This window comes from Shewanella sp. SM95, assembly GCF_025653595.1.
GTDB classification, from domain to species: domain Bacteria; phylum Pseudomonadota; class Gammaproteobacteria; order Enterobacterales; family Shewanellaceae; genus Shewanella; species Shewanella oncorhynchi.
In genome coordinates this window covers 88,758-112,834 of the sequence record NZ_JAKKSE010000010.1, presented here as the reverse complement: position 1 = coordinate 112,834, position 24,077 = coordinate 88,758, and the positions used below count along the sequence as shown (strand labels likewise).

The 24,077-nt window shown below is 45.7% G+C and carries 21 protein-coding genes; 17 read left to right on the top strand and 4 right to left on the bottom strand.

What is annotated here, in order from left to right:
* Window positions 1–84: 84 nt before the first annotated feature.
* Complete coding sequence (locus L5M29_RS12680; RefSeq protein ID WP_263168085.1) at window positions 85–3,315, bottom strand: DUF2339 domain-containing protein; 3,231 nt, start codon at window positions 3,313–3,315, stop codon at window positions 85–87.
* 212 nt (window positions 3,316–3,527) lie between these two features.
* Window positions 3,528–4,664: a methyltransferase gene (locus tag L5M29_RS12675; RefSeq protein ID WP_263168122.1), complete on the bottom strand. Its 1,137-nt coding sequence runs from the start codon at window positions 4,662–4,664 to the stop codon at window positions 3,528–3,530.
* Window positions 4,665–4,747: 83 nt separating this feature from the next.
* On the opposite strand from L5M29_RS12675, the gene L5M29_RS12670 reads away from it, so the two are divergent.
* The 16 genes from L5M29_RS12670 to dinB all read left to right on the top strand — a co-directional run bounded on the left by L5M29_RS12670 (window position 4,748) and on the right by dinB (window position 20,237).
* A complete protein-coding gene (locus tag L5M29_RS12670) occupies window positions 4,748–5,362 on the top strand; it encodes an alpha-ketoglutarate-dependent dioxygenase AlkB family protein (RefSeq protein ID WP_263168084.1) in 615 nt (204 codons plus the stop codon).
* 152 nt (window positions 5,363–5,514) lie between these two features.
* Entirely contained in the window at window positions 5,515–5,835 is a 321-nt protein-coding gene (locus tag L5M29_RS12665; RefSeq protein ID WP_028761572.1) for a BolA family protein, read from the top strand.
* Window positions 5,836–6,088: 253 nt separating this feature from the next.
* Window positions 6,089–7,207: a TRAP transporter substrate-binding protein gene (locus tag L5M29_RS12660; protein ID WP_263168083.1), complete on the top strand. Its 1,119-nt coding sequence runs from the start codon at window positions 6,089–6,091 to the stop codon at window positions 7,205–7,207.
* 168 nt (window positions 7,208–7,375) lie between these two features.
* Entirely contained in the window at window positions 7,376–7,885 is a 510-nt protein-coding gene (luxS, locus tag L5M29_RS12655; RefSeq protein WP_028761570.1) for an S-ribosylhomocysteine lyase, read from the top strand.
* A 164-nt stretch (window positions 7,886–8,049) separates the two neighbouring features.
* Window positions 8,050–10,104, top strand: coding sequence for a TonB-dependent receptor domain-containing protein (locus tag L5M29_RS12650; protein ID WP_263168082.1), 2,055 nt, complete (start codon window positions 8,050–8,052; stop codon window positions 10,102–10,104).
* Window positions 10,105–10,505: 401 nt separating this feature from the next.
* Window positions 10,506–11,840 (top strand): Na(+)-translocating NADH-quinone reductase subunit A, encoded by a 1,335-nt coding sequence (locus L5M29_RS12645; RefSeq protein WP_028761568.1) that lies wholly within the window; start codon window positions 10,506–10,508, stop codon window positions 11,838–11,840.
* Window positions 11,840–13,039: an NADH:ubiquinone reductase (Na(+)-transporting) subunit B gene (locus L5M29_RS12640; RefSeq protein ID WP_105250021.1), complete on the top strand. Its 1,200-nt coding sequence runs from the start codon at window positions 11,840–11,842 to the stop codon at window positions 13,037–13,039. The genes L5M29_RS12645 and L5M29_RS12640 overlap by 1 nt, the downstream gene beginning before the upstream one ends.
* On the top strand, window positions 13,032–13,820 hold the full coding sequence (locus L5M29_RS12635; protein WP_028761566.1) for a Na(+)-translocating NADH-quinone reductase subunit C: 789 nt from the start codon (window positions 13,032–13,034) through the stop codon (window positions 13,818–13,820). The genes L5M29_RS12640 and L5M29_RS12635 overlap by 8 nt, the downstream gene beginning before the upstream one ends.
* Window positions 13,820–14,452, top strand: coding sequence for an NADH:ubiquinone reductase (Na(+)-transporting) subunit D (locus L5M29_RS12630; protein ID WP_006080467.1), 633 nt, complete (start codon window positions 13,820–13,822; stop codon window positions 14,450–14,452). The genes L5M29_RS12635 and L5M29_RS12630 overlap by 1 nt, the downstream gene beginning before the upstream one ends.
* A 5-nt stretch (window positions 14,453–14,457) precedes the next feature.
* The gene (gene nqrE, locus L5M29_RS12625) at window positions 14,458–15,066 is read left to right on the top strand and encodes an NADH:ubiquinone reductase (Na(+)-transporting) subunit E (RefSeq protein WP_006080469.1); all 609 of its coding nucleotides are present in this window, start codon (window positions 14,458–14,460) and stop codon (window positions 15,064–15,066) included.
* Between the two features lie 46 nt (window positions 15,067–15,112).
* A complete protein-coding gene (nqrF, locus tag L5M29_RS12620; protein ID WP_028761565.1) occupies window positions 15,113–16,369 on the top strand; it encodes an NADH:ubiquinone reductase (Na(+)-transporting) subunit F in 1,257 nt (418 codons plus the stop codon).
* A 98-nt stretch (window positions 16,370–16,467) separates the two neighbouring features.
* Complete coding sequence (locus tag L5M29_RS12615) at window positions 16,468–17,514, top strand: FAD:protein FMN transferase (protein ID WP_263168081.1); 1,047 nt, start codon at window positions 16,468–16,470, stop codon at window positions 17,512–17,514.
* Between the two features lie 15 nt (window positions 17,515–17,529).
* Window positions 17,530–17,754: a (Na+)-NQR maturation NqrM gene (gene nqrM / locus L5M29_RS12610; RefSeq protein ID WP_105250019.1), complete on the top strand. Its 225-nt coding sequence runs from the start codon at window positions 17,530–17,532 to the stop codon at window positions 17,752–17,754.
* A 253-nt stretch (window positions 17,755–18,007) separates the two neighbouring features.
* Window positions 18,008–18,481, top strand: a complete 474-nt coding sequence (bfr, locus tag L5M29_RS12605) for a bacterioferritin (RefSeq protein ID WP_006080475.1) — start codon at window positions 18,008–18,010, stop codon at window positions 18,479–18,481.
* Between the two features lie 9 nt (window positions 18,482–18,490).
* A complete protein-coding gene (bfr, locus tag L5M29_RS12600) occupies window positions 18,491–18,958 on the top strand; it encodes a bacterioferritin (protein ID WP_263168080.1) in 468 nt (155 codons plus the stop codon).
* Window positions 18,959–19,160: 202 nt separating this feature from the next.
* Window positions 19,161–20,237: a DNA polymerase IV gene (gene dinB / locus L5M29_RS12595; RefSeq protein ID WP_198572969.1), complete on the top strand. Its 1,077-nt coding sequence runs from the start codon at window positions 19,161–19,163 to the stop codon at window positions 20,235–20,237.
* A 44-nt stretch (window positions 20,238–20,281) separates the two neighbouring features.
* Here the strand turns inward: dinB and L5M29_RS12590 are convergent, their stop codons facing one another.
* Entirely contained in the window at window positions 20,282–21,181 is a 900-nt protein-coding gene (locus L5M29_RS12590) for a LysR family transcriptional regulator (RefSeq protein ID WP_263168079.1), read from the bottom strand.
* Window positions 21,182–21,273: 92 nt separating this feature from the next.
* On the opposite strand from L5M29_RS12590, the gene L5M29_RS12585 reads away from it, so the two are divergent.
* Window positions 21,274–22,206: a DMT family transporter gene (locus L5M29_RS12585; RefSeq protein ID WP_263168078.1), complete on the top strand. Its 933-nt coding sequence runs from the start codon at window positions 21,274–21,276 to the stop codon at window positions 22,204–22,206.
* Between the two features lie 153 nt (window positions 22,207–22,359).
* Here the strand turns inward: L5M29_RS12585 and L5M29_RS12580 are convergent, their stop codons facing one another.
* Window positions 22,360–24,006 (bottom strand): methyl-accepting chemotaxis protein, encoded by a 1,647-nt coding sequence (locus L5M29_RS12580; protein ID WP_263141647.1) that lies wholly within the window; start codon window positions 24,004–24,006, stop codon window positions 22,360–22,362.
* Window positions 24,007–24,077 lie beyond the last annotated feature (71 nt).

The window sequence follows — 24,077 nt, the reverse complement described above, 5'->3', positions numbered from 1 at the left end:
TCATCGCTTTATTAAATCGTTAACAGTAAAAAGCCGCCATCGATTCAATTTGATGGCGGCTTTTTTAGTGCTTTAAAAACGATGTTAATCTTGCTGCAGTCGATTTCTCGCCTTCTGATAGAAGTAAGAAACAGTCAGCAAAATGACCCCGATCAGCATAAAGGCAATCACCTTTTGCACTAGCTCGAATGAAGCCATATCCAGTAATAGCACTTTAAGCGTCGATAAGGTAAATAGCCCAGCAGCGAGGCGGATCATATCGGCATTTTGTGGTTTTAAGCTGATAAACATCAACACACTGCCATGGATAACCAATAAAATCGCGCTGAGCGGTGCGGCAATAATGTTATCGAAACTATAACTCCACACAAAGTAACTCAAGGCGAGTAACAGATGCCAACCCCACTTAAGCCCTTGTAAAGGTAAGATACGTCTATGTAAGCGTATTGCTGCGCCGTGCTGCAAGATAAGCCTTGCTAGGAGTGCCAGTGATAAAAACTCGATTAACACAAACGAGGCATTATCACGATTAAGCCCGAGTGTTAGCTCAAAATGGAACATGATGGGCAACAGGGCTAAGCCTAAAGTGAGACCATAGGCGAGATGGTAGCTTTCCTTTATTGCGGCTTGGATTTCGGCTGCGAGGGGGAATTTTGCGCTATATGAGGTTTGGCCTACAGATGCCTGACTTACACCTCTCAGGTTTAAACCTCTTTGGATTAGCAATGCAAAATAACCACTTAAGGCTAATGCTGTCATGGCTATTCCTACTAGCTCATAATGATTAAAGCCATAAACGATCACGGCCAATACCAGTGCAAAGTAATAAGGGCTCAATTGCCATTGTAGTTGCAGTAAGGGGCGCCAATGCTCGGGTAATTGGCGATAACGAAGCAGTGTGAAGCCCATAAAGAGGGCGCCAACGGTTAGCGCCGCGAGTCCTTGCCAAGCGTGAATAAGGCATAGCGAGGCTGTCATCAGAACCGCTAGCCAAGTGAGGATTTTGGCTTCTATATTCAAACTCTTATGTTTAACAAAGTAGGCTAAACCTAGGCTCATAAAGGTGCTCAGCCAGAGTGCAATAGCGGTATATTCCCAATGGTTGCGGATGACTTTGGGCAGCAGAATAAGCGGCAGCAGCAAATAGCAGAAGATTTGCATCGTATAAGCGGCTTTGGCAAATAAGGCATCTTTATAGTGGCGACGATACCAATAATGGGCCAAGAGTAGGGCGGTAAATAACTCAAACCGTGCCAGTTTTGCCATAAGCGGTTGGGCACTAAAGCTAAAACTGCCTGTGAGCGTTATGCCTTCAACAACCTTAAACAGCAGCGGCAATAGTAAGAGCCAAGCAGCAAACTCGCTGATAACGAGTCTGTCCTTTGCGCTTAAATACAGCAGTAATAGGCTGACCAGTGGCAAGATTGCGAGGTAGTAATCGCTGCTCAAAAGGTAAGCCGCGAGGATAATTGTCGCTACATAAAAACCGCTTAATAGCTCTTTTAACACTCTGTTTAGCTGACTTTCTAGGGTCGAAAGTAACGTATGATGGAGTGTTAATAGCCGAATCACTAAGACTAAGGCGGCGCAACTTAAAGCCTGTGCTAACAGTGGAAAGCCAAAAGCTGACAAGGGAGAAATTGGCACCCCATCGATAAAGCTTGATTCTAAAAGGCTCATGCCTGTCAGTACACTAGACGCATTGAGCCCTAATCCCATCAGCAGCAATACATAGCCTTCGGCGCGAACGGAAATCAGTTCTTCTTTGGTGCCTATCCACAAGAGTAATAAGGCTTCGAGCAGTAATACTAATCCAAGGAAATCGTGGCTGAGTAAATACAGTGCGGCAAATCCCGCAAAACTCCCTGCAAAGACTAACAATAAGCCGTTGCGGGCTTTTTCTAGGTTGCCTGTGCGCTTCCAATAGAGGGCCGCGCAAATCAGAGCGTTGATTGCCAAAATTTCTCCTGCGAACTCAGTAAATTGTGTCAACTCTAATAACACAAAGGCGAGCAATGCTATCGGTAGGGCGAGTATGCGATGGCTCAGTGCATTATGTTTTTCATCCTGATGGGTAAACGGTTTGGTAAATAGTAGGCCTGTGATGCCGTAGAGATAAAAGAACGCATTAATACTGATAAGCGCGAGCAGACTGACGCCGCCAATGTCACTGAGTGGCAATTCAATGAAATGGCTAAAAGTTTCGATGCAGCCTATGTGCAACAGGGCGGTGATTTCCAGTAGCAGCGGCCACTTAAGTTTGCGACTCTGGGCAAGGGCGCCGGCACCAATAAGCAGTAAATAAGGCAGATACAATAGCGGCGCATAGCTTTGGGATAACAGCATCATAGGTGCGGTCGAGCCACCGACTAAGGCGATCACGGCGATCACTTTGGCATCTAAGCGCATCGACAGGCCATAACCCGCCAAAGTGATCAATAACAGTAAGATAAAACTCGCGCTATTGGGAATTAACTCAAAATACGGCCCAATAAAGTACGCGCAGAGATAATTAAGTATGAGTCCGAGTCCGACAATACCTGAGCCAAAATCCGCCATACCCGCGCGTTTTTGGCGAATAAAAATCCCGCCGGCTATGATAGCGTTCGCGCTGGCAAACCCGAGTAGCGCTTTGCCAAGTTCTGAAAACCAATGGTTGATTGAATATTGCAGTAAATAACCAAAGCCTAAGGTCAGGGTGATAATGCCTGCGACAGTCATTAAAAAGACAGGTCCTAATCCCTTGGCCTGATAATGATGGTAGAAAGATTTGACTTGCTCGTTGACTGCCGCAAAGGGTGCCATGACGGCCGCGAGTCCTTGGGATAACAACTCATCAAATTGACTCGCCGCTTGCACACTTGCCTGCAATTTGACTTCATCACTCAGCTGTTGATTTTGCGCTTGAGAAAGGTGTTCGGTTTTAGCGGTTTGTTCTGTCGAGGTATTTTTCGTTTTTCTTTGCCAAGGGTCTTCTTGCCAAGGTTCTCCTGGTATAGGACCTTGCTGCCATGGGTTGGGTTCTGCTGGGGCTGGTTCTACGGAAGCTGGCTCAAGGGTTGGTGTTTGTGCCGCATAGGTTAATGTAGGCGCGTTATCGGCGGCGGTGAGCACAGATGCAATTGATGAAGCATTCGCTGCCATATTCAGAGTGGTTTCAGCTGCGTCTTCAGTCGCAATTTGCTGACTTAAGGTCTCGAGCTTAGTGGAGAATTCTGCTAATTGACGACCGAGCGAAGATTGCTGCGATAAATGCAGCGATTGTAACTGTGCCAGCTCAGCTTTTAGTTGGGCAACGTCATCCTTTAACGGCATATCTCATTCCTAAGTGTTTAAGTGCTTAACTCATAAACCTTTGTCGGCAAGAAGTGTACTTGTATGTGTATTTTTCGGCTAGTTGTTGTTGATTTTTAGGAAATCTCCGACTGCGACTTTTCCAACATGTCATTGCTCAGCATAAAAAGAGCCCTGTATAAAAAAGAGCCAAACATTGCTGGCTCTCATTTAACGTGTCAATTTCGATGAGGTTATTTTTTCTGTGCCTGCAGGATCACAAATTTACCGTTGGAGGCGACTGTGGTGCAGTTCTTAAATAAGCGCTGTAATTTTACATGGTAAGCCAGATGACGGTTGCCGACGATATGTAAGATCCCCCCCTCTTTTAAGCGGCGGCGGGCATCTAAAAACATCTGCCAGGCGATATGATCGGTAATGGCTTCACCTTGATGGAACGGCGGATTACACAGTACCAGATCCGGTTGGACTTCTTCTGGCAGATGCGTCATGCAATCGTCCCAATAAAAGTGGCCTTTGTCTGCGGGCAATTGGTTGCGTGCCCAGTTTGCCTTGGCTGATGCGACTGCCATTTCAGAATCGTCGATAAAGTGAATGTCAGCCTCTGGGAATAACTGGGCGGTGCGTAACCCCAGCACGCCATTGCCACAGCCGAGATCGACAATCGACTTAAAATCCCCTTTGGGCAGATTCTCTAGCATGATGCGTGCGCCAATATCGAGTTTGTTGGCGGCAAACACATTACTTAAATTGCTGATCTCAAGTTGATATTCGGGTACGGCCCAAGTCACTTCTTTGGCTAATGGTCTTGGTTTACCATCACTGACACAGGTGATCACTCGCGTGTTTTTCCACGCTAAACTGGCGCTTGCGTGGCCTAAATGCTTAGCAAAGATGTCGAGTAAGGCGCTATTAATCGATTTGGATTTGGCGGCCACTAATACACGAGTGCCTGCGGGTAACACTTGCGACAAGCGCGTTAGCTGGTGGGCAAAGTAGCTTAAGTTCTTAGGCAACTTTATCAATACTAAGGCTAAGTTTTCTGGCAAGGTATCGCGGCTGGTAAACCATTGCAGATTATCCATAGGCAACCGATTGCGGCCATGGTTTTGTTCTGTGCCTAAAAAGCTGGTTCTGGCATCTGTTTCAACGCACAGTGGCCAACATGGATTCAATTTAGATAAACCGCAGCTTAAGGCGCCGAAACTGTCGTTGATAATGGCGGTTGGCAATGCGGCTTGCTCTGACTCAATAAGGCTTTTGAGTAAGTGTTCATCGGCGGCATCCCAAGCTTGAAGATTAGATTCCTGCTGAGCCGGATACCGTAAGAGTTCGAGTTCAACACCCGCTACTGAAAATTGTGTTGTCATGTGCCACACTGCGCCAATAAATTTAAGGCGCAGATTATCGCAGATTTCATGGCGCAGTGCGACGGCTCGCATGGAGGACGTCAATGCAGCAAGGTAAGTTAGGGTTTGATACAGAGGGTGAGGCTCAAATTAAACCGCCCATCACCTTAGTGCGGGGTTATCTTAATACTGAGCAGCAAGCGGCGCTAATGAAAGAAGCGCAGACCTATCCCTTAAGTCGCCCCGAAATCCAAGTCTTCGGTCAGTTTCACGCAATTCCCCGCCAGCAAGTGTGGTTTGGCGATTTGGGCTGCGACTATTTATATTCAGGACTGTTTATCCGCGCCTTACCTTGGCCTAAATATGCTCACAAGTTGAGGGATAAGTTAGCGCGGGATTATGGCTTGGAGAGCAATGGGGTATTAGTGAATCGCTACGCCGATGGTAAGGATTGTATGGGCGCCCACAGTGATGATGAACCTGAAATTGCTCAGGGGAGTCATATTGCTTCTATTACCTTAGGCGCCACGCGGGATTTTGTGCTTAAGCATAAGCACAGTCAAACCAAGTACAGCATAAGTTTGCACAGTGGCGATCTACTGATCATGCACTGGCCTATGCAAAGTGATTGGCTGCATAGCCTCCCTAAACGGTTGAAAGTAAAAGAGCCGCGTTGGAACTATACCTTTAGACAACTTATCGTTAATTTCCATGGTTAATTGCCTCCCGCTAACTGCCTATGGTGAAGCACTGCGAAATATGACTGGATATAAAGTGGTAGGGCATCAACAAATTGAAAGCGTGAATTTGATCTTTTCAATTTGAAGCAGTACTCTGCGGCAACTGGATTTCCCCATTCTGAGACTCGAATATGTCCAATACTCATGTGCAGGGCACTGTGGCTAACACTATTTCGCAGAAATTAACCGAATGCTTTTCGCCGACCCATTTAGAAGTGATTAACGAAAGTAATCGTCACCATGTACCACCGAATTCAGAAACCCACTTTAAAGTTGTGCTGGTGAGCGAGCAGTTTGATGGCTTACGTTTATTAGCCCGTCATCGATTGGTCAACACTCACTTAGCCCATGAGTTAGCCAATGGCGTGCATGCTTTGTCTATTCACACTTTCACTCAAAATGAGTGGGATGCGAATGCACAAGTACCTAATACGCCAAATTGTCGCGGTTAATTAATCGCTCAATAATACTGTTTAGCTTAGATTTCAAGGCCACTCTTCATAGAGTGGCTTTTTGTTTTAGGCCAACTTAAGACCGTTTTTGGATTTGCCGACCTTAGTTTCTAGTTTCCCTACCTTAGTTTCTGTGTTAACAATATGTTTTATTTTAAGAGGTTGGGCGATGTGATTGTCGATACCCATCCTGAGTGTATTTCCATGTCAGTTGGATCCATGCGCTCGTTTGACATCAGGGAGACTATTAAAAATGCGTAAGTTAGGGAGTTTGTTTATCTCAGTGCTGCTGATGGGACTGAGCGGTTGTAACCCCGTCTCCAGTGATGCGCAAAGCGTAGCCGCTTCCCACGCCGCAACTGATGTTCCCCATGCTTTACCTGCCATTGAATGGCGTCTTGCGACCTCTTGGCCGAAAAACTTCCCCGGTTTAGGCATGGCTCCTGAGCGTTTTGCGCATTTAGTCGATGAAATGTCTAACGGTCGGTTAAAGATTAACGTTTATGGTGCGGGTGAGTTGATGCCTGCTTTTGCCGTATTTGATGGTGTGAGTCAGGGTAAAATTCAAATGGCCCACTCCGCTTCTTTCTACTGGAGAGGAAAAGCGCCCGCAGCGCAGTTTTTTTCATCGATCCCCTTTGGTATGACCGCACAGGAAATAAATGGCTGGCTACACTACGGCGGTGGCATGGCGTTGTGGGATGAAGTGTATCAACCCTTTGGTATTATTCCCCTCGCGGGAGGCAATACTGGGATGCAGATGGGCGGCTGGTTTAATAAACCCATCAATACTATTGCGGATTTTAAGGGATTGAAGGTCCGCATGCCGGGCTTAGGTGGTGAAGTGTTGAAACGCGTTGGTGCTGTACCTGTAAACATGGCGGGGCGTGAACTTTATGGTGCATTGCAAACAGGCTCGATTGATGCGGCTGAGTGGGTAGGGCCATTGAACGACCTTGCCTTTGGTCTACATAAAGTGGCGAAGTACTACTATTACCCTGGTTGGCATGAGCCGGGTTCTAATATGGAATTCTTGATTAATAAAGCCGCCTTCGAGAGTTTACCTCAAGATTTACAAGCCATAGTTAAAGTCGCGGCGAGAGCCATTAACCAAGATATGCTCGATGAATACACGACCCGTAATGTTGCCGCCCTTGAAACTTTAGTGAATGATGAAGGGGTAGTGCTCAAAGCGTTTCCACCGAACGTCTTGTTGGAACTTGAGAAAATCTCTAAACAAGTGATTGAAGAGCAAGCCAATCAAGATCCCTTAATGCGAAAAGTGTACGCCGCCTATCACGCCTACGAGCAAGGTGTACGCCAGTATCATAAAATATCTGAGGATGCTTACAGCCAACAGCGTCAACACTAAATGCGTGCCGTTTTTAGCACTCACTGTCACATTAACAGCTGATTTATATGAGATGATTTCATCTTAAATTATCTTGTTATCGGCGTAATTCATTTGATGTTATGCTTGCAAGCCATAAATAGACAGTTACAGTGGCGTTGATGTCGCCCTGAGAATTTGGAGATCCCTATGCCATTACTTGATAGCTTTACCGTCGACCATACTCGGATGAATGCCCCTGCGGTTCGTATCGCTAAGCATATGAGCACGCCAAAGGGCGATGCCATTACGGTATTTGATTTACGTTTTTGCGCACCGAATAAAGAGATCCTCAGTGAGCGTGGTATTCATACTCTAGAGCATTTGTTCGCGGGTTTTATGCGTGACCATTTAAATGGCAGCGATGTCGAGATCATTGATATTTCGCCAATGGGATGTCGTACCGGTTTTTATATGAGTTTGATTGGTGAACCCACAGAGCGACAAGTGGCCGATGCGTGGTTAGCCGCGATGGAAGATGTGCTTAAAGTGGTTGAGCAGTCTGAAATCCCTGAGCTGAACGAATACCAATGTGGTACGTATGAGATGCATTCATTAGAGCAAGCACAAGATATCGCCCGTAATATTATTGCGGCAGGCGTAAGTGTTAATCGCAATGATGATTTGAAATTAAGCGACGAAATTCTAGGTAACCTGTAATTGTTCGCACTCTTATAGTATGAGAGTGCTTCTTTAGTAAATTCAGTTTCCTGAAGTAAATAAGAGAAAGCGACGAGAGTCGCTTTTTTTTTCAAGTAAACTCAGCTATTTTACAAGTTAATAACAAAAACACCGTACGCTAACAAAGTTTTTGGGAGCTTGGTATGCCTAGTCGTTACTTCACTGTATCACTTTGTGCAATTTCTGTATCTCTTGCCTGTTCTAGCACAACGTTCGCCGATGATCTTCACAGTCAAATGCTTGAATTGAACAAGCTCAATGACACATTTCATTCAACGTCTAATCGTTTAGCGTTAGGTCAATTGACGGCTTTGACGGTTTTGCCTGCGGATCTGAGTGGAAATCCCGCGAGCATCAGCATGCGCAGTGCGACTCAAGGTATTGCGGTATTACAAGATAGAGTGTATTTCTCACCTGCGCCTTATTCTGCACCGCAATTACAACTCTTACCTAATCTGCTGCAACAACAGAGTGTTACTGCCGCCCCGATGGCAAATATGGCTGTCGGTGGGCAAGGTGCGTTTGGGGTGGTGAGTTATCAAACCTTACCTGTTGCTGAGCAGACCGAGAATAGTAAGGCGACTCTCGAGGGCAATACCGATTCAGACTACAGTGTCGATATGAATTGGGGAGTGAAGCAAAAAGAGTATGGCATGATACTCGCGGTTAATTATGCAGATAATAGCGGCGCCGATCACTTGCTCAATGGTCAAGACACAGACCACCAAACGACAGACATCTTATTTAAAATTAACGCCGCGAGTTTACTCGGCGCCAGAAGTCCACAGGTGACTGAGTTTACTTACCAGTTTCTCGATGATGATAGTTATCGCTCTAAGCTTGGGTTAACACAGGCCGATTGGCAACAAGATCCTATGAGTTTGTATTCGGCCACTGCGGCGGATAAACATCAGGGGCGACATCATAAGTACCAACTGTCTCACCAAGTTACGCTCAATGGTGGGCATAAGGTCACCACAGACTTTTACTACCAGTCTTATTCGCAGCAATTAAACCAACTCAATCAATTTGATGGGCAAATGCTCGATGCCCAGAGGCTTGCTGCGTTGGCCGCATTTGAACGTCAGCCGACAGTCGATGGCGTCGAACTGGCTTCTTTACAGCAAGACAATGATTTCAGCTCCTTTGGGGCACAAACTGAATCAGTGAATCAGTATGGTGCCCATCAAATTATCTATAGCGCCCGTTATCATACGGATAAAGCCGAGATGCGCCTTGGCGATCAACAGAGTCTATGGCAGCAGGACTTGAGTTTAGTGAGTGATGCACAAAATGCGTTATTGGCCTATACCGACGATGCAACAGCATTTACTTCGGCAATCGATTCTTTGTTTAATTGGGACGAATTACAGATAAAGCTCGCGCTTGCCTATGAACAAGTGAGCGTCAATCGCAAGGTCGATTTAGCTTATGTAGGACTGGATGCGGCTGATTTCTCCGACAGCGATTGGATGCCACAACTCGGTGTTTTATATCATGCTGGAGATTGGCGCTTTAGTACGGATATTCGCCGCTCATGGACCGCCGCGAGTGCAGGTAATCTTGAGCAAGAGGCGCAAGTGTCGCTGCAATATCAAGTCAGCGCCCAATATGCCAGCGAGCATTTTAGTGCTGATATCAAAACCTACGTCCAAGATTTTGATAATCTTCATGTGAATTGTGATGCGTATACCCAATGCGCCGACAGTCGTTTGTGGGTTCAAGGCAATGTTGTGGATGTACTGACCAAAGGAGTTGAGCTGAATCTTGGCTACCAGTGGGATATCGGTAGTGTACAGTTACCATTAGTCTTAAATTATCAATATTCGAATTCGGAGTATCAAACCAATAGCTGTAACGAAATCCAAGGTTGCGTTGTGGCTGGTGATAGAGTGGCTTGGTTACCTGAGCAGCAATTGCATTTTAGTGCTGGAATGAAATATGCCGAATATGAATTGAATGCAAATGTCTTTTATCAATCCGAGCGGAAAATGGGCCAATTTGGCGCTGAATTACAGCCTATCGCAGTACAATGGCGGGTAGATTTAGCGGCGAATTATCATTTTGATCGCCACCATGAGATTTATTTTAGGGTAGAAAACCTCTTAGATGAGACATTAGTCACAACAGCATCAAATAGCGGAATTCGATCGGAAAATGGACGTATTAGCTATTTAGGTTATCAATGGCGCTTTTAAATTGAGTTTTATTTTGTTTGAATTTAAATCAATTGAAACAAATAAGATCGATTTCGGCTGCGTTTAGTGGACGTTTCGACTTTTTGCTAAATTAAATCTTTAATTATTAATGCTATAGTATCCAGTGGCCGTAATATTCTCTCTTTCTGATCAGTCACTAGGTCGGAAGGCGAACGCCGTAGCGCATGATTCTTTTCAATCCGTATTTTAGGTTTGAAATCACCTATAATTTTCGTGGCGATGCCAAGTCAATTGGGGTAAAATGCGCGCGACCAGCGTGATTGCGATCGCATTTCTGTGATAAATCTGCGCTAGCTCAATGCAGTAGGTTTTGTTTAAAACCTAAGTATTTAGCAGGAACGCGGCGCATTGTCTTTCCTTCAAACGTAGTGCTTGTGGATATGATTACAATTAAGAAAGGATTGGAACTGCCTATAGCAGGTGGACCAGAGCAAGTTATCCATAATGGCCCAGCCATTAAACATGTAGCTACTTTGGGTGAAGAGTATATTGGCTTACGTCCAACGATGAAGATCAAAGTGGGCGATAAAGTACAAAAAGGCCAAGTTCTTTTTGAAGATAAGAAGAATTTAGGCGTTAAATATACGGCTTTAGCCAGTGGTACTATATTAGACATTAACCGGGGCGCCCAGCGTGTTCTGCAGTCTGTTGTCATTGAAGTGGAAGGAAACGACAGCGTTGCCTTTGCTAAATATGATGCCACTGCACTTGATACGCTCGACTCGCAGTTAGTCCGTGACAATCTGATTGAATCAGGTTTATGGACTGCTTTGCGTACTCGTCCTTTTAGCAAAGTTCCTGCTGTAGACTCTTCTGCTGCTGGTATTTTTGTAACCGCAATAGATACTCAACCTCTTGCCGCTGATCCCGTTGTGGTGATCCGTGAGCATAAAGAAGATTTTGCTAATGGTCTTAAGGTCTTAGCAAGACTTACTGACGGTAAAGTTTACCTTTGTAAAGCGCCTGGCGCTGATATTCCTGCCGCAAACGCCCAAGTTGAAGAATTTGCTGGTGTGCACCCTGCAGGATTAGTCGGTACTCACATTCACTTCTTATTGTCTGCCTCTGCAAAACGTACCGTTTGGCATATTGGTTACCAAGATGTAATAGCAATTGGTCAGCTATTTACGACGGGTGAACTCAATACCGAACGTGTTATTGCGATCGCAGGCCCTAAAGCGGCTAAGCCAAGACTCGTACGCACTGTTGTGGGCGCGAGCATGACTGAATTAACCGCAGGTGAAGCCTTAGATGGCAATGTTCGTCTGATTTCAGGCTCTGTTCTGAATGGTCGTACAGCCGTTGGCCCACAAGGGTATTTAGGTCGTTACCATGTTCAAGTAAGTCTGTTAGAAGAAGGTACAGAGAAAGAATTTTTAGGCTGGGTATTACCAGGCTCAGACAAATATTCTATCACTCGTGCATTCTTAGGACATCTTGCTCCTTCTCGTCTGTTCAGCATGACGACCAGTACAGGTGGTTCAGACCGCGCTATGGTGCCAATTGGTAACTATGAGCGTGTAATGCCATTGGACATTCTTCCTACTATGTTGTTGCGTGACTTGATTTCAGGTGACTTTGACGGTGCTGCTACTTTAGGCGCGTTAGAGTTAGATGAAGAAGATCTCGCACTGTGTACGTTCGTATGTCCAGGCAAGTATGACTACGGTTCATATCTGCGTGACTGTCTAGATACGATCGAGAGGGAAGGCTAATGAGCTTGAAAGATTTTTTCGAACGTATTGAACCCGACTTTGAAAAAGGCGGTAAATACGAAAAGTTTTATGCCCTATTCGAAGCGGCATACACGATTTTTTATACCCCAGGTAAAGTGAACAAGGGCAAAACCCATGTTCGCGATAACCTCGACCTAAAACGTATGATGATTACGGTTTGGGCTTGTGCTTTCCCCGCGATGTTCGTGGGTATGTACAACGTAGGTTTACAAGCTCAATTAGCTTTAGTGGCTGGTTTTGCTACTCCTGACGTATGGCAAGTGAGCTTGTTCAGCATGTTCGGTACCGAACTGACGGCAAACTCTGGCTGGCCTGCGCTGATGTGGTATGGCGCCTGTTTCTTCCTACCTATCTACGCGGTGACCTTTGCCGTCGGTGGTATCTGGGAAGTGCTGTTTGCCTCTATCCGTGGTCATGAAGTCAACGAAGGTTTCTTCGTTACCTCTATCCTGTTTGCTTTAACGCTGCCAGCAACTATCCCATTATGGATGGTGGCGCTGGGTATCACCTTCGGTGTGGTCGTGGCGAAAGAAGTGTTCGGTGGTACAGGGCGTAACTTCTTAAACCCAGCACTAGCGGGTCGTGCCTTCTTGTTCTTCGCTTATCCGTTGAATATGTCAGGTGATACCTCATGGGTTGTGGCTGACGGTTACTCAGGTGCAACTGCACTGAGCCAAGCGGCGTCTGGCACTTTAGATTACGCAATTAACCAAAACTGGTGGGATGCGTTCTTCGGTTTCATTCCAGGTTCAGTGGGTGAAGTGTCTACATTAGCGATTCTGTTAGGTGGTTTGGTCATCATCTACACGCGTATCGCTTCATGGCGTATCGTTGGCGGTGTAATGGTGGGCATGATTGCCATTTCTACGCTGCTTAACGTTGTCGGTAGTGACACTAATCCAATGTTTGCAATGCCTTGGTACTGGCACTTAGTGTTAGGTGGTTTTGCGTTTGGCATGATGTTCATGGCGACAGACCCAGTGTCAGCGTCATTTACTAACCAAGCTAAATGGGCATACGGTATCTTGATCGGTGCAATGGCTGTGTTTATCCGCGTGATTAACCCTGCATTCCCTGAAGGCATGATGTTGGCAATTTTGTTTGCTAACTTGTTCGCGCCATTGTTCGACCACTTCGTGGTTCAGGCAAATATCAAGCGGAGGATTGCCCGTGGCTAGTAATAAAGATTCGTTCGGCAGAACCTTATTTATCGTCGTTGGCCTGTGTCTAATTTGTGCGATATTTGTGTCTACTGCAGCAGTGTTACTGAGACCGACTCAAGCAGAAAATAAACTGCTTGATAAGCAAAAGTACATTCTGGAAGCCGCTGGTCTTATCGATACTAAAGCTGGCAAAGTGACCAAAGCGCAAATTCTGGATACATACGGCAAACACATCGAAGCTAAACTGGTCGATTTGAAAACGGGTGCTTGGGTTGAGGGTGTTGATGCTGACACTTATGATCAACGTAAAGCGTCTCGTGATGTGAAAACCTCATTTGTACCTGAGAATGACATCGCTTCAGTGAAACGTGTTGCTGATAAGGCTGTAGTTTATCTTGTTCGTGACGGCCAAGGTAAATTAACCAGTGTCATTCTGCCAATCCATGGTTATGGCCTATGGTCTACTATGTATGCCTTCCTTGCTATGGATGCTGACCTAAACACAGTGCAAAGCTTAGTCTACTACGAGCACGGCGAAACGCCGGGCTTAGGTGGCGAAGTGCAAAATGCTCAGTGGAAAGCGAAATGGCATGGCAAAAAGTTATTTGATGAGCAAGGTAAACTCGCTATCAGCGTAACGAAAAACCCAACTGTTGCTAGCACTGAGTACGGTGTAGATGCATTATCTGGCGCAACCTTAACGAGTAACGGTGTACAACATTCACTGACATTCTGGTTGGGTAAAGAAGGTTTTGCGAGTTTCATTGAAAAAGCACGCAATGGAGGTCTCAACTAATGTCTGACGCTAAAGAACTGAAACAGGTTCTGACCGGACCTATAGTCAACAACAACCCGATTGCTTTACAAGTACTTGGTGTATGTAGTGCATTAGCGGTAACGAGCAAGCTCGAAACTGCATTGGTAATGGCGTTGGCGTTAACTGCGGTAACTGCGTTTTCGAACCTGTTTATCTCAATGATCCGTAATCATATTCCAAGCAGTGTGCGTATTATCGTACAGATGACCATTATTGCCTCTTTGGTAATCGTGGTTGACCAATTGTTGCAGGCTTATGCTTATCAGATCTCTAAGCAGCTGTCGGTATTCGTCGGTCTGATTATTACGAACTGTATCGTAATGGGTCGTGCCGAAGCCTACGCGATGAAAACACCGCCAATGATGAGCTTTATGGATGGTATCGGTAACGGTTTAGGTTACGGTGCGATTCTGTTAGCTGTTGGCTTCGTACGTGAACTGTTTGGTAACGGTTCTCTGTTCGGTGTTGAAATCCTGCACAAGATCTCTGATGGCGGCTGGTACCAACCAAACGGTCTGCTACTACTGCCTCCGAGTGCGTTCTTCCTGATCGGTGTTTTGATTTGGATTATTCGTACCTATAAGCCAGAGCAAGTTGAAGCAAAAGGGTAAGTGCGATGGAACATTATATTAGCCTGTTAATTCGCTCTGTTTTCATTGAAAACATGGCACTGGCCTTCTTCCTAGGTATGTGTACTTTCTTGGCTGTGTCTAAGAAAGTTACTACAGCCATGGGCCTAGGGATTGCGGTAGTTGTAGTGTTAACTATCTCTGTCCCAGCAAACCAAGTTATCTATCAAGGGCTGCTAGCTCCTGGTGCACTTGCTTGGGCTGGCGCACCTGAAGCTGACTTAAGCTTCTTGAAATTCATTACCTTTATCGGTGTGATTGCGGCTTTGGTTCAAATTCTGGAAATGGCACTGGACAAGTACTTTCCACCTTTGTACAACGCATTAGGTATTTTCTTACCTTTGATCACAGTGAACTGCGCGATTTTCGGTGCGGTATCATTCATGGTTGAGCGTGACTACAAGCTAGGCGAGAGTGTGGTGTTTGGTTTCGGCTCAGGAGTGGGTTGGGCATTAGCTATCGTATTGATGGCCGGTATCCGTGAGAAGCTGAAGTATGCCGACGTGCCTAACGGCCTACGTGGTTTAGGGATTACCTTTATCACCGCTGGTTTGATGGCCTTAGGTTTCATGTCGTTTTCAGGTGTGTCTCTGTAAGAGACACATAACGGCTTCTTGAATTGGACCTTCTAAGGATAAGTTAATGGATATTCTTGGTATTTTTAAATCTACTCCGCTCGAGGTTTACCTCGGTGTGAGTATGTTTACTGCTATCGTCCTCATCTTGGTATTAGTGATTTTATTCGCTAAGTCTAAGTTAGTGGCTAGTGGTGACATCACGATCGGCATTAATGACGATCCTGAAAAAGCGATTACAACCGGTGCGGGCGGTAAGTTGTTAGGCGTTTTGGCTAACAGCGGTATCTTCGTATCGAGTGCGTGTGGTGGCGGTGGCTCATGTGGCCAATGCCGCGTGGTGATTAAGTCTGGCGGCGGCGATATTCTGCCAACGGAACTTGACCACATCAGCAAAGGTGATGCCCGTAAAGGTTGTCGTCTTTCTTGTCAGGTTAACGTTAAGAACGATATGGAAATCGAGCTTGACGAAGAAATCTTCGGTATCAAGAAATGGGAATGTGAAGTTATCTCTAACGATAACAAAGCCACTTTCATTAAAGAACTGAAGCTGCAAATTCCTGATGGCGAGTCTGTACCATTCCGTGCTGGAGGTTATATTCAAATCGAAGCACCAGCTCATCATATTAAATATGCAGATTTTGATGTACCTGCACAATACCGTGGCGACTGGGAACACTTCGGTTTCTTCAATCTTGAATCTAAGGTTGATGAAGAAACTATCCGTGCATACTCAATGGCTAACTACCCAGAAGAGTTCGGTATTATTATGCTGAACGTGCGTATTGCGACGCCTCCACCACGTAACTTGACACTGCCTTGCGGTAAGATGTCATCTTACATTTGGAGCTTAAAAGCGGGTGATAAAGTGACAATTTCTGGCCCATTCGGTGAATTCTTCGCGAAAGATACCGATGCAGAAATGGTGTTTATTGGCGGTGGTGCGGGTATGGCGCCAATGCGTTCACATATCTTCGACCAACTGAAGCGTCTTCAGTCTAAACGTAAGATGAGCTTCTGGTACGGTGCACGTTCTAAGCGTGAAATGTTCTACGTAGAAGACTTCGACGGCCTAGCGGCTGAGAATGATAACTTCGTATGGCATGTGGCACTTTCAGATCCTCAACCAGAGGACAACTGGGATGGTTATACAGGTTTTATTCATAACGTATTGTATGAAAACTATCTGAAAAACCATGATGCCCCAGAAGATTGTGAGTTCTACATGTGTGGACCTCCAATGATGAACGCTGCCGTCATTGGTATGTTGAAAAATCTTGGTGTCGAAGACGAAAACATCCTGTTGGATGACTTCGGCGGCTAATGTTCATTAGTCCTAGATAGAAAAGTTGCAGATGTTGAGGTTAACCTTTCATCTGCAACTTTTGCATTTAAGGGCCCAAATAAGAGTAGTAGGTCACTATGTTTCAGACCTTAAAGATCAATAACTCAGCGTTAAAGTATTCATTTAACTGGCTAGTCCTCGTGGGACTGGCCTTTTTTGTTTCAGCCTGTTCTAAGCAAAACGAAGTCATTTCGTTGGCCGGCAGCACTATGGGCACGACTTATCACATTAAAGTCGTCCCGAATGAGCAGATGCCGACGGCGCAGTTACTTCAAGCGGAGATTGATTTAGCCCTTGAGCTAGTCAATGACCAGATGTCGACGTATCGGCCTAATTCAGAATTATCCCGTTTCAACCAATTGCCATTGGAGCAAAGTGTTGAAGTCTCACCGGATACCATAAAAGTGGTGCAAGAGGGAATACGTTTATATCAAGTGACGGATAAGGCACTTGATATTACCTTAGGTCCTTTAGTTAATCTGTGGGGTTTTGGACCTGATAAGCGTCCGACGAAAGTTCCGACACAGGCTGATATTGATGCGGCTAAAGCCAAAACAGGGATTAGTGAACTTTCCATTGAAGGCAACCGTCTAAGTAAGCACAATACCCATTTATATGTAGATTTATCATCAATCGCGAAGGGATTTGGGGTTGATAAGATCGCTTCCATTCTTGATAAATACCACGCGACAGGGTATTTAGTTGAAATCGGTGGCGAACTGAGTATCAAAGGTGCCAAAGGTGATGGAAGCTCTTGGCGTGTTGCTATAGAGCAACCGACCAATGATGGCTCTGAAGCCGTACAACAGGTTATCGCACCTGGTACTATGGCGATGGCGACCTCTGGTGATTATCGTAATTATTATGAAGAAGACGGCCAACGTTTTACGCATATAATCGATCCGCGTACTGGTTTGCCGATAAATCATAAGTTAGCATCCGTGACTGTATTGCATCAAAATTGTATGACGGCCGACGGTTTTGCGACGGCCATGATGGTTTTGGGCACAGAAGCATCATTGGAGCTTGCCAAGAAGGAACACTTGGCGATAATGCTAATCGAAAAGCAAGGCGACGGATTTAAGGTTTATTACAGCGACGCCTTCAAGCCTTTCCTTATTTAGTTTTTGGAGTAAACCATGACCTCTTTTATCGCGGCATTTGTGATCTTGTTAGTCTTCTTTTTGCTCATGTCGATTGGTTATCTCATCAAGCGCAAAGCCGTTGAAGGAAGTTGTGGCGGTTTAGGTGTTCTAGGGATTGAAAAAGCGTGTGATTGTGATGACCCTTGTGACAAACGTAAACGTCGTATGGCCGCTGAAGAAGCGCGTCGTGAGAAGTTAACGAAAGACCGCATTATCTAAATAGTCTTGATTCGATCATAGCCTCCGATTTAGGGGGCTATTTTTTTGCCTTGTATTTTCTTACACGGGTTAATCATTTGAGATTTATCCTTGGGATTAGAGTGGGATAGCAAGTTAATCTAAGCAGGAATGAGAATGCTTTTCATCATTAAGTGAGTGAAATATAAAGATAATTTGAGTTGGTCGATAAATTGTACTAGGCTAGAAGCTTGATTTAGATCAATCTTTTCACGCTTACCAAGGATAGTAACTTATGAAAGGTCATCCTAAAGTGGTTGGGCAACTGAATCGGGTGCTTACCTGTGAGTTGACCGCAATCAATCAATATTTCCTCCATGCCCGCATGTTTAAACATTGGGGCTTAGAGAAGTTAAACCACGTCGAATACAAAAAATCCATCCAAGATATGAAGCACGCCGATAAGCTCATCGAGCGAGTGCTGTTTTTGGAAGGTCTACCTAATCTGCAACAACTCGAAAAACTTCGCATTGGTGAACATAGCCAAGAGATGCTCGACTGCGATCTGGCCATGGTGCAAGAGCAGCTTACATTGCTGCGTGATGCGATCAGCTTGTGTGAAGCCGAACAGGACTATGTGAGCCGCGATCTGCTGGAAGATATTCTCGAAGACGAAGAAGAGCACTTAGATTGGCTCGAGTCGCAGCAAGAGCTCATTACGCTAACCGGTATTCAAAATTATCTACAATCGCAAATTAGCGACCAATAGGAGCAAGATATGAAAGGCGATAAAGGCGTTATCGATGCGTTAAATCGACTCCTAACGGGAGAACTCTCGGCAATGGATCAGTATTTTGTCCATGCCCATATGTACGAAGATTGGGGCCTGAAAGAACTCTATGAGCGTATCGCCCATGAGTCAGATGATGAGAAAGCCCATGCAGCCAAATTAGTGCAGCGCATTTTATTCCTCGAAGGTACACCCAATGTTGCCGCCCGTGAGGCATTGAACATAGGTAAAGATGTAGAAGAAATGCTACGTAATGATCTCGCCTATGAATACAAGGTCGCGGACGATTTGCGCAAAGTGATTGCACTGTGTGAGCAGAAGCAAGATTACCAGACACGTGAAATCCTTGAAGTATTACTCGACGATACAGAGTCTGACCATATGTATTGGCTCGAAAAACAACTTGGGCTTATTGACCGTGTTGGATTGCAAAACTACCTGCAAACTAAGATGTGAGCCTTAGATTGTTAGGTTGAGTAAATGCCTAGGCCACTGAGTGTAATGGCCTAGGAAACTCAGTTATTAAGCATGTCTGTTGTTCCTCACACTTGTCTTGTTCTCTTTTCCAGCGCTAGGCCACATCTTATTGGCCCAAATCTATCAGGAATACTTGATTACTGTTTTTATATACAGTATTTTGGCGTTGGAGGAATTCAACGTGCGAAAAATTATTCATATCGATATGGACTGCTATTTTGCTGCAGTGGAAATGCGCGACTTTCCTGAGTACCGAGGCAAACCTTTAGCTGTGGGGGGCAGTAGCGACCGTCGCGGTGTTATCAGTACTTGCAGTTACGAGGCACGTAAATTCGGTGTACGTTCAGCAATGGCGACGGCTTATGCCTTTAAGTTGTGCCCTGAGCTGATTTTAGTACCAGGCCGGATGCAGGTTTACAAAGAAGTGTCGCTACAAATTCGTGAAATATTTTCTCGCTATACCCAATTAATTGAGCCGCTTTCCTTAGATGAAGCTTATTTGGATGTGAGTGAGTGCCAACAATATAAGGGCTCTGCGACCTTGATTGCCCAAGCGATTCGTCGCGATATCTTAACCGAAACGGGTTTAACCGCATCGGCGGGTATCGCGCCAGTAAAATTTTTAGCTAAGGTCGCCTCGGATCTGAACAAGCCAAACGGCCAATATGTCATTACGCCAGAGACGCTTTCTGAGTTTGTTAAGACCTTATCGCTGCGTAAAATTCCCGGTGTTGGTAAAGTCACCGCCGAAAAGCTCTCTTCGCTCGGGCTCAATACCTGTGGCGATGTGCAAGCTTATTCTAAACCTGAGCTCTTAGCGCGATTCGGTAAGTTTGGTGGTGTGTTGATTGAGCGTTCCCAAGGCATAGATGAACGGGGTATTTCTGCCGACAGAGAGCGCAAATCAGTGGGTGTTGAAACCACATTAGCGAAGGATATTTATAGTTTAGAGCAGTGCCAGCAGGTGATGCCGAGTTTGATCCAAGAACTGTCCTTGCGTTTAAGTCGCAGTGCTAAGGAACGCAAAATACATAAACAGGTGGTCAAACTTAAGTTTAACGATTTCAAGCAGACTACAATTGAGCACCGCAGCGATGAAGTCTCGATTGTAATGTTCTATGAGCTACTCGCACAGGCTATGGAAAGGCAAGAAGGCCGCGGCATTCGTCTATTGGGTATTTCAGTTGGCCTTACTGATTCTACTCTTGTCGTCGCCACAAGCTTAAACGGCCAGACTCAGCTGGATTTAGCACTCTAGCCGTTTATTGAGTCGATAAGCCGCAGACTCATGCCTGCATTGGCTCAATAAGCCTCGGGTGGATTCGCCAACATAAAATCAATTAACAGTCTGACCCGTAAGGGCAGGTTGTCTCGATCGCGATACATTAAGTAGGCGGTGCGCGGAATACCTTGCCACTCGGGCAGTATTTGAATGAGTTTGCCACTTCGTATCTGTTCACTCGCCATGCTGATGGGTATGAGTCCAATCCCAAGCCCCGCCACCACGGCCTGACAGGCAATCGCCATATCATCGACGGCTAATTTGATATTCCCCCTTGGTTCAAACTCGACATTTTGCCCTGTGCGATTGTGCTGTAAACGCCACGTTTTTGTGGGCTTGGCGATGATAACCGGATGCTGTTCCAGCTCTTCAATGGATTGCAGCGCATGCCACTGGGTTGCCGATGTGCTGGTGCAAAGTACAAAGCTAATCGTGGTAAGTGGCCTTGCAATCCAATCGGGATCTTTAGGTTCGCCCACTCGAAAGGCGATATCGATGGCGTTTTCACTGACATCGATATTCATGTTCGACAGACTTAAATCGATATCAATATTGGGATAATGCCGTTGGAAGGCGTTGAGTGATTCACCCAGCCAGCGATAGGTTGTATTGATGGGCGCCGAGATCCGCAATTTGCCAACCGCTTGATGTTTATCCGCATGCAACTCACCAGATACCTGGTTTAACTCGATAAATAGCGGGCCGCAGCGTTCGAGATACCGCTGACCTGTGGCGGTCAGATTGACTCTATGGGCGTCTCTGTGCAGTAAACGCAGACCTAAGGATTGTTCTAACAGATTGATTCGACGGCTTAAGGTTGAAGGTGGAATGCCTAAATGCTGCGCCGCGAGCTTAAAACTCCCTTGCTGTGCCACCACCCAAAATAAGCGCATATCGTCTAAGGAATAATTAAGTTTCATATTTGGAATTTAAACTCTCAATCTTGTTAGTTTTAATAATATATGAAACTTATAAACTAAGCTCAATCCCAATTACCTCCCTAGAGGACGATATGAAATCCCATACACCTTACATGACATTCGTTTGTCTACTGATTTGCGTTTTTAGCTGGGGCAGTGTGTTTCCGATTGCTAAGCGAGTGCTGGAGGAGATGTCAGGGGAATCTCTCGTATTCTGGCGTTTTACCATTGCGGCTGTGACTCTAGCGTTATATATCGTTTTTACTCGTCAGGCTTGGCCTAAATTGAGTTTGGCGCAATACGCTGTCATAGCGCTAGTAGGCGTGATTGGTGTTGGCGGCTTAAATTTGGCGTTATTTAATGGCCTGCAGCACACCTCTGCCGCCAATGGCGCCTTGATTATGGCGCTCAGTCCGCTGGTGACTTCAATCGTCAACGCGCTATTACAGCGTGAATGGCTCAGCAGACAACAAGTGTTCAGCTTAGTGGGCGGTTTGGCGGGCGTACTGTTAGTGATCACTAACGGCAGTGTGCAGCAGTTGCTCAATTTTAGTTTTAACCAAGGTGATGTGATGATTGCCGCCGGCATGTTGGCGTGGAGTGGTTATACCATTTGTTCGCAACGGGTCGGCCATTGGTTGCCTGTATTGCCATTTACCTTGCTGAGTATGATAGCTGCCAGTGTGTCTATATCCGTGGTTGGGCTTGGCCGAGGTGAGTTTCACCCTTGGCTGGAGTTGATGGAACTGTCGGCAACGGCTTTTTCTAGCGTGCTCTACATAGGTTTGTTCGCCACTGTGCTCGGTTATCTGTTTTGGATTAACGGTGTTAAGGCGCTTGGCCCCGCTAAGGCATCGATTTTTTTTAATCTCGTGCCCGTTTTTGCAGCATTAACGGCGTTAGCCATGGGGCAGGCTGTGACGGAAATTCAATTGGTAGGGATGCTGATAGTGATCCTTGCGTTGATGTTACCTATGTTAGTCAACTTACGCGCGGCAAGAGGCTTAGTGGTTAAGCGCTGCTAATCTGTGCTAGCTTTGCTGTTTAAATATAAGGGAGCACCTGAATTCAGATAATCACTGCGACAGGTTTATGCTCCCTTATTCGTTTGAGGGGACCTTTCAAACATCACTGATTTACAAAAGGTAACTTATATAAAAGCTTTCACTCTCAACAAATTACAGTTTAAAGCGGCTGACCAGCGCAGTGAGATTACTCGCCATTGACGAGAGTTGTACGCTTGCTGCGTAGATTTCATCAGTGGTTCGTAGACTCTCCTCCGACTGTTCGGCAATGTGTTGAATATTTTGATGGCTCTCATTGGCCATAGTGGTTTGCGCTTTGGCTGCGAGGGCGATTTGATTGTTCATCTCACTAATTTGGCTCACCATTTCTGCAATATGCGCTAAGGCTTCACCGGCATTACTGGCGGCTTCTACGCTTGAGATAGCCTTTTCATTACCGATATTAATCGCCGCCACAGCGCTTTGAGTGCCATTTTGGACATTGGCGATCATCAATTTAATTTCTTCGGTGGATTGGTGAGTCTTAGAGGCAAGGGAGCGCACTTCATCGGCAACCACTGCAAACCCGCGTCCTTGTTCGCCCGCGCGCGCCGCTTCAATTGCGGCGTTAAGGGCTAATAGATTCGTCTGTTCGGCAATGGCTTGAATCACCTCAAGCACGCGGCCGATATGTTGGCCTTCCTGTTCAAGTTTATTGATCTGCATTTCTGCCGTGCCTACATCTCCCGCAAGTTCACGAATCACATTGATGGTTTTTTTCACTCTTGCCTGACCGTCGGCGGTAAATACGTCGGCTTGTTTAGCGGCATCGGCGGCATGACTGGCACTGACTGATACTTCTTGCACTGATGCGGCAATATGATCGCTAGCATCGGCGATTCTGTGGGTTGCAGCTTGTTGATCCATCAAGGTATGTTTTGCTGATGCGCTGGTTTTGGCTAGACCTTCGGCAGCGGTGTTGAGCTCTGATGTAGACTGTTTAAATTGCGAGATAATACCGTGTAAGTTATCGAGAAAATGATTGAATGCCTTGGCGAGATCACCAAGCTCGTCCTTAGAGGTTAAGTGGACTCGTTCGGTCAAATCGCCATCACCATCGGTAATGTCGTGGATTTTTGCGAGTAAAACTGCCAGCGGTTTGCTGATGAGTTTAGGCAGTGCAACGATAAAGAGTATGCAGATCAAGAGACTGATAGCTAAGGCAATTAACTGCATCTGTTGTCCATGATTGGCATCATCATCTACTTGGGCTATCGCTGCGGTAGTATTACTATTTAAATCATTGATTAAATGATTAATGTTCTGGTGTAGTTGCTCGAATTGCGTTGCTGCTTGACCGAAACTAAGATCGATCGCCGTCGTTCTACCGTTACGGCCATTTTGGGTGCGTTGATTACTAATTTCTGTGGTTGTCGCTCGCCAAGTATCGAAACTGTGATTTAATTCATTGAGCTTATCTTTAGCGAGGGGACTTGTGGTCACATCGGCAAACTTATCAATATGTTCTTTAACCAGAGAGATACTATTAGTGTGCTGCTTTAAAAGGTCGTTGTAAGAGTCTGTGCCCACGTTAACAAACATCAGGCTGCGCTCGGCCACCTGAGCTTGATAAAGCTCTTTATCGGCCTGTAGTAGCTCAGATTGGCTAGGTAAGTATTCAAGCGCGAGTGTATTCGCGCTGTGATTTAAGGCTTTGAGTCCTAAAATGCCAGTTGAAGAGGCGAAGATGACTACGCCAGCGAGTAGCAGACTTGGATAAGTCAGTTTCTGATTAACGGATAGATCTTTATACCATTCCATAGTCACGCCCTCCTTGATTGATGCACTGAAAAGGTGAGAGCCGCAATAACCTCTGTGGTAAGAGGATGCAG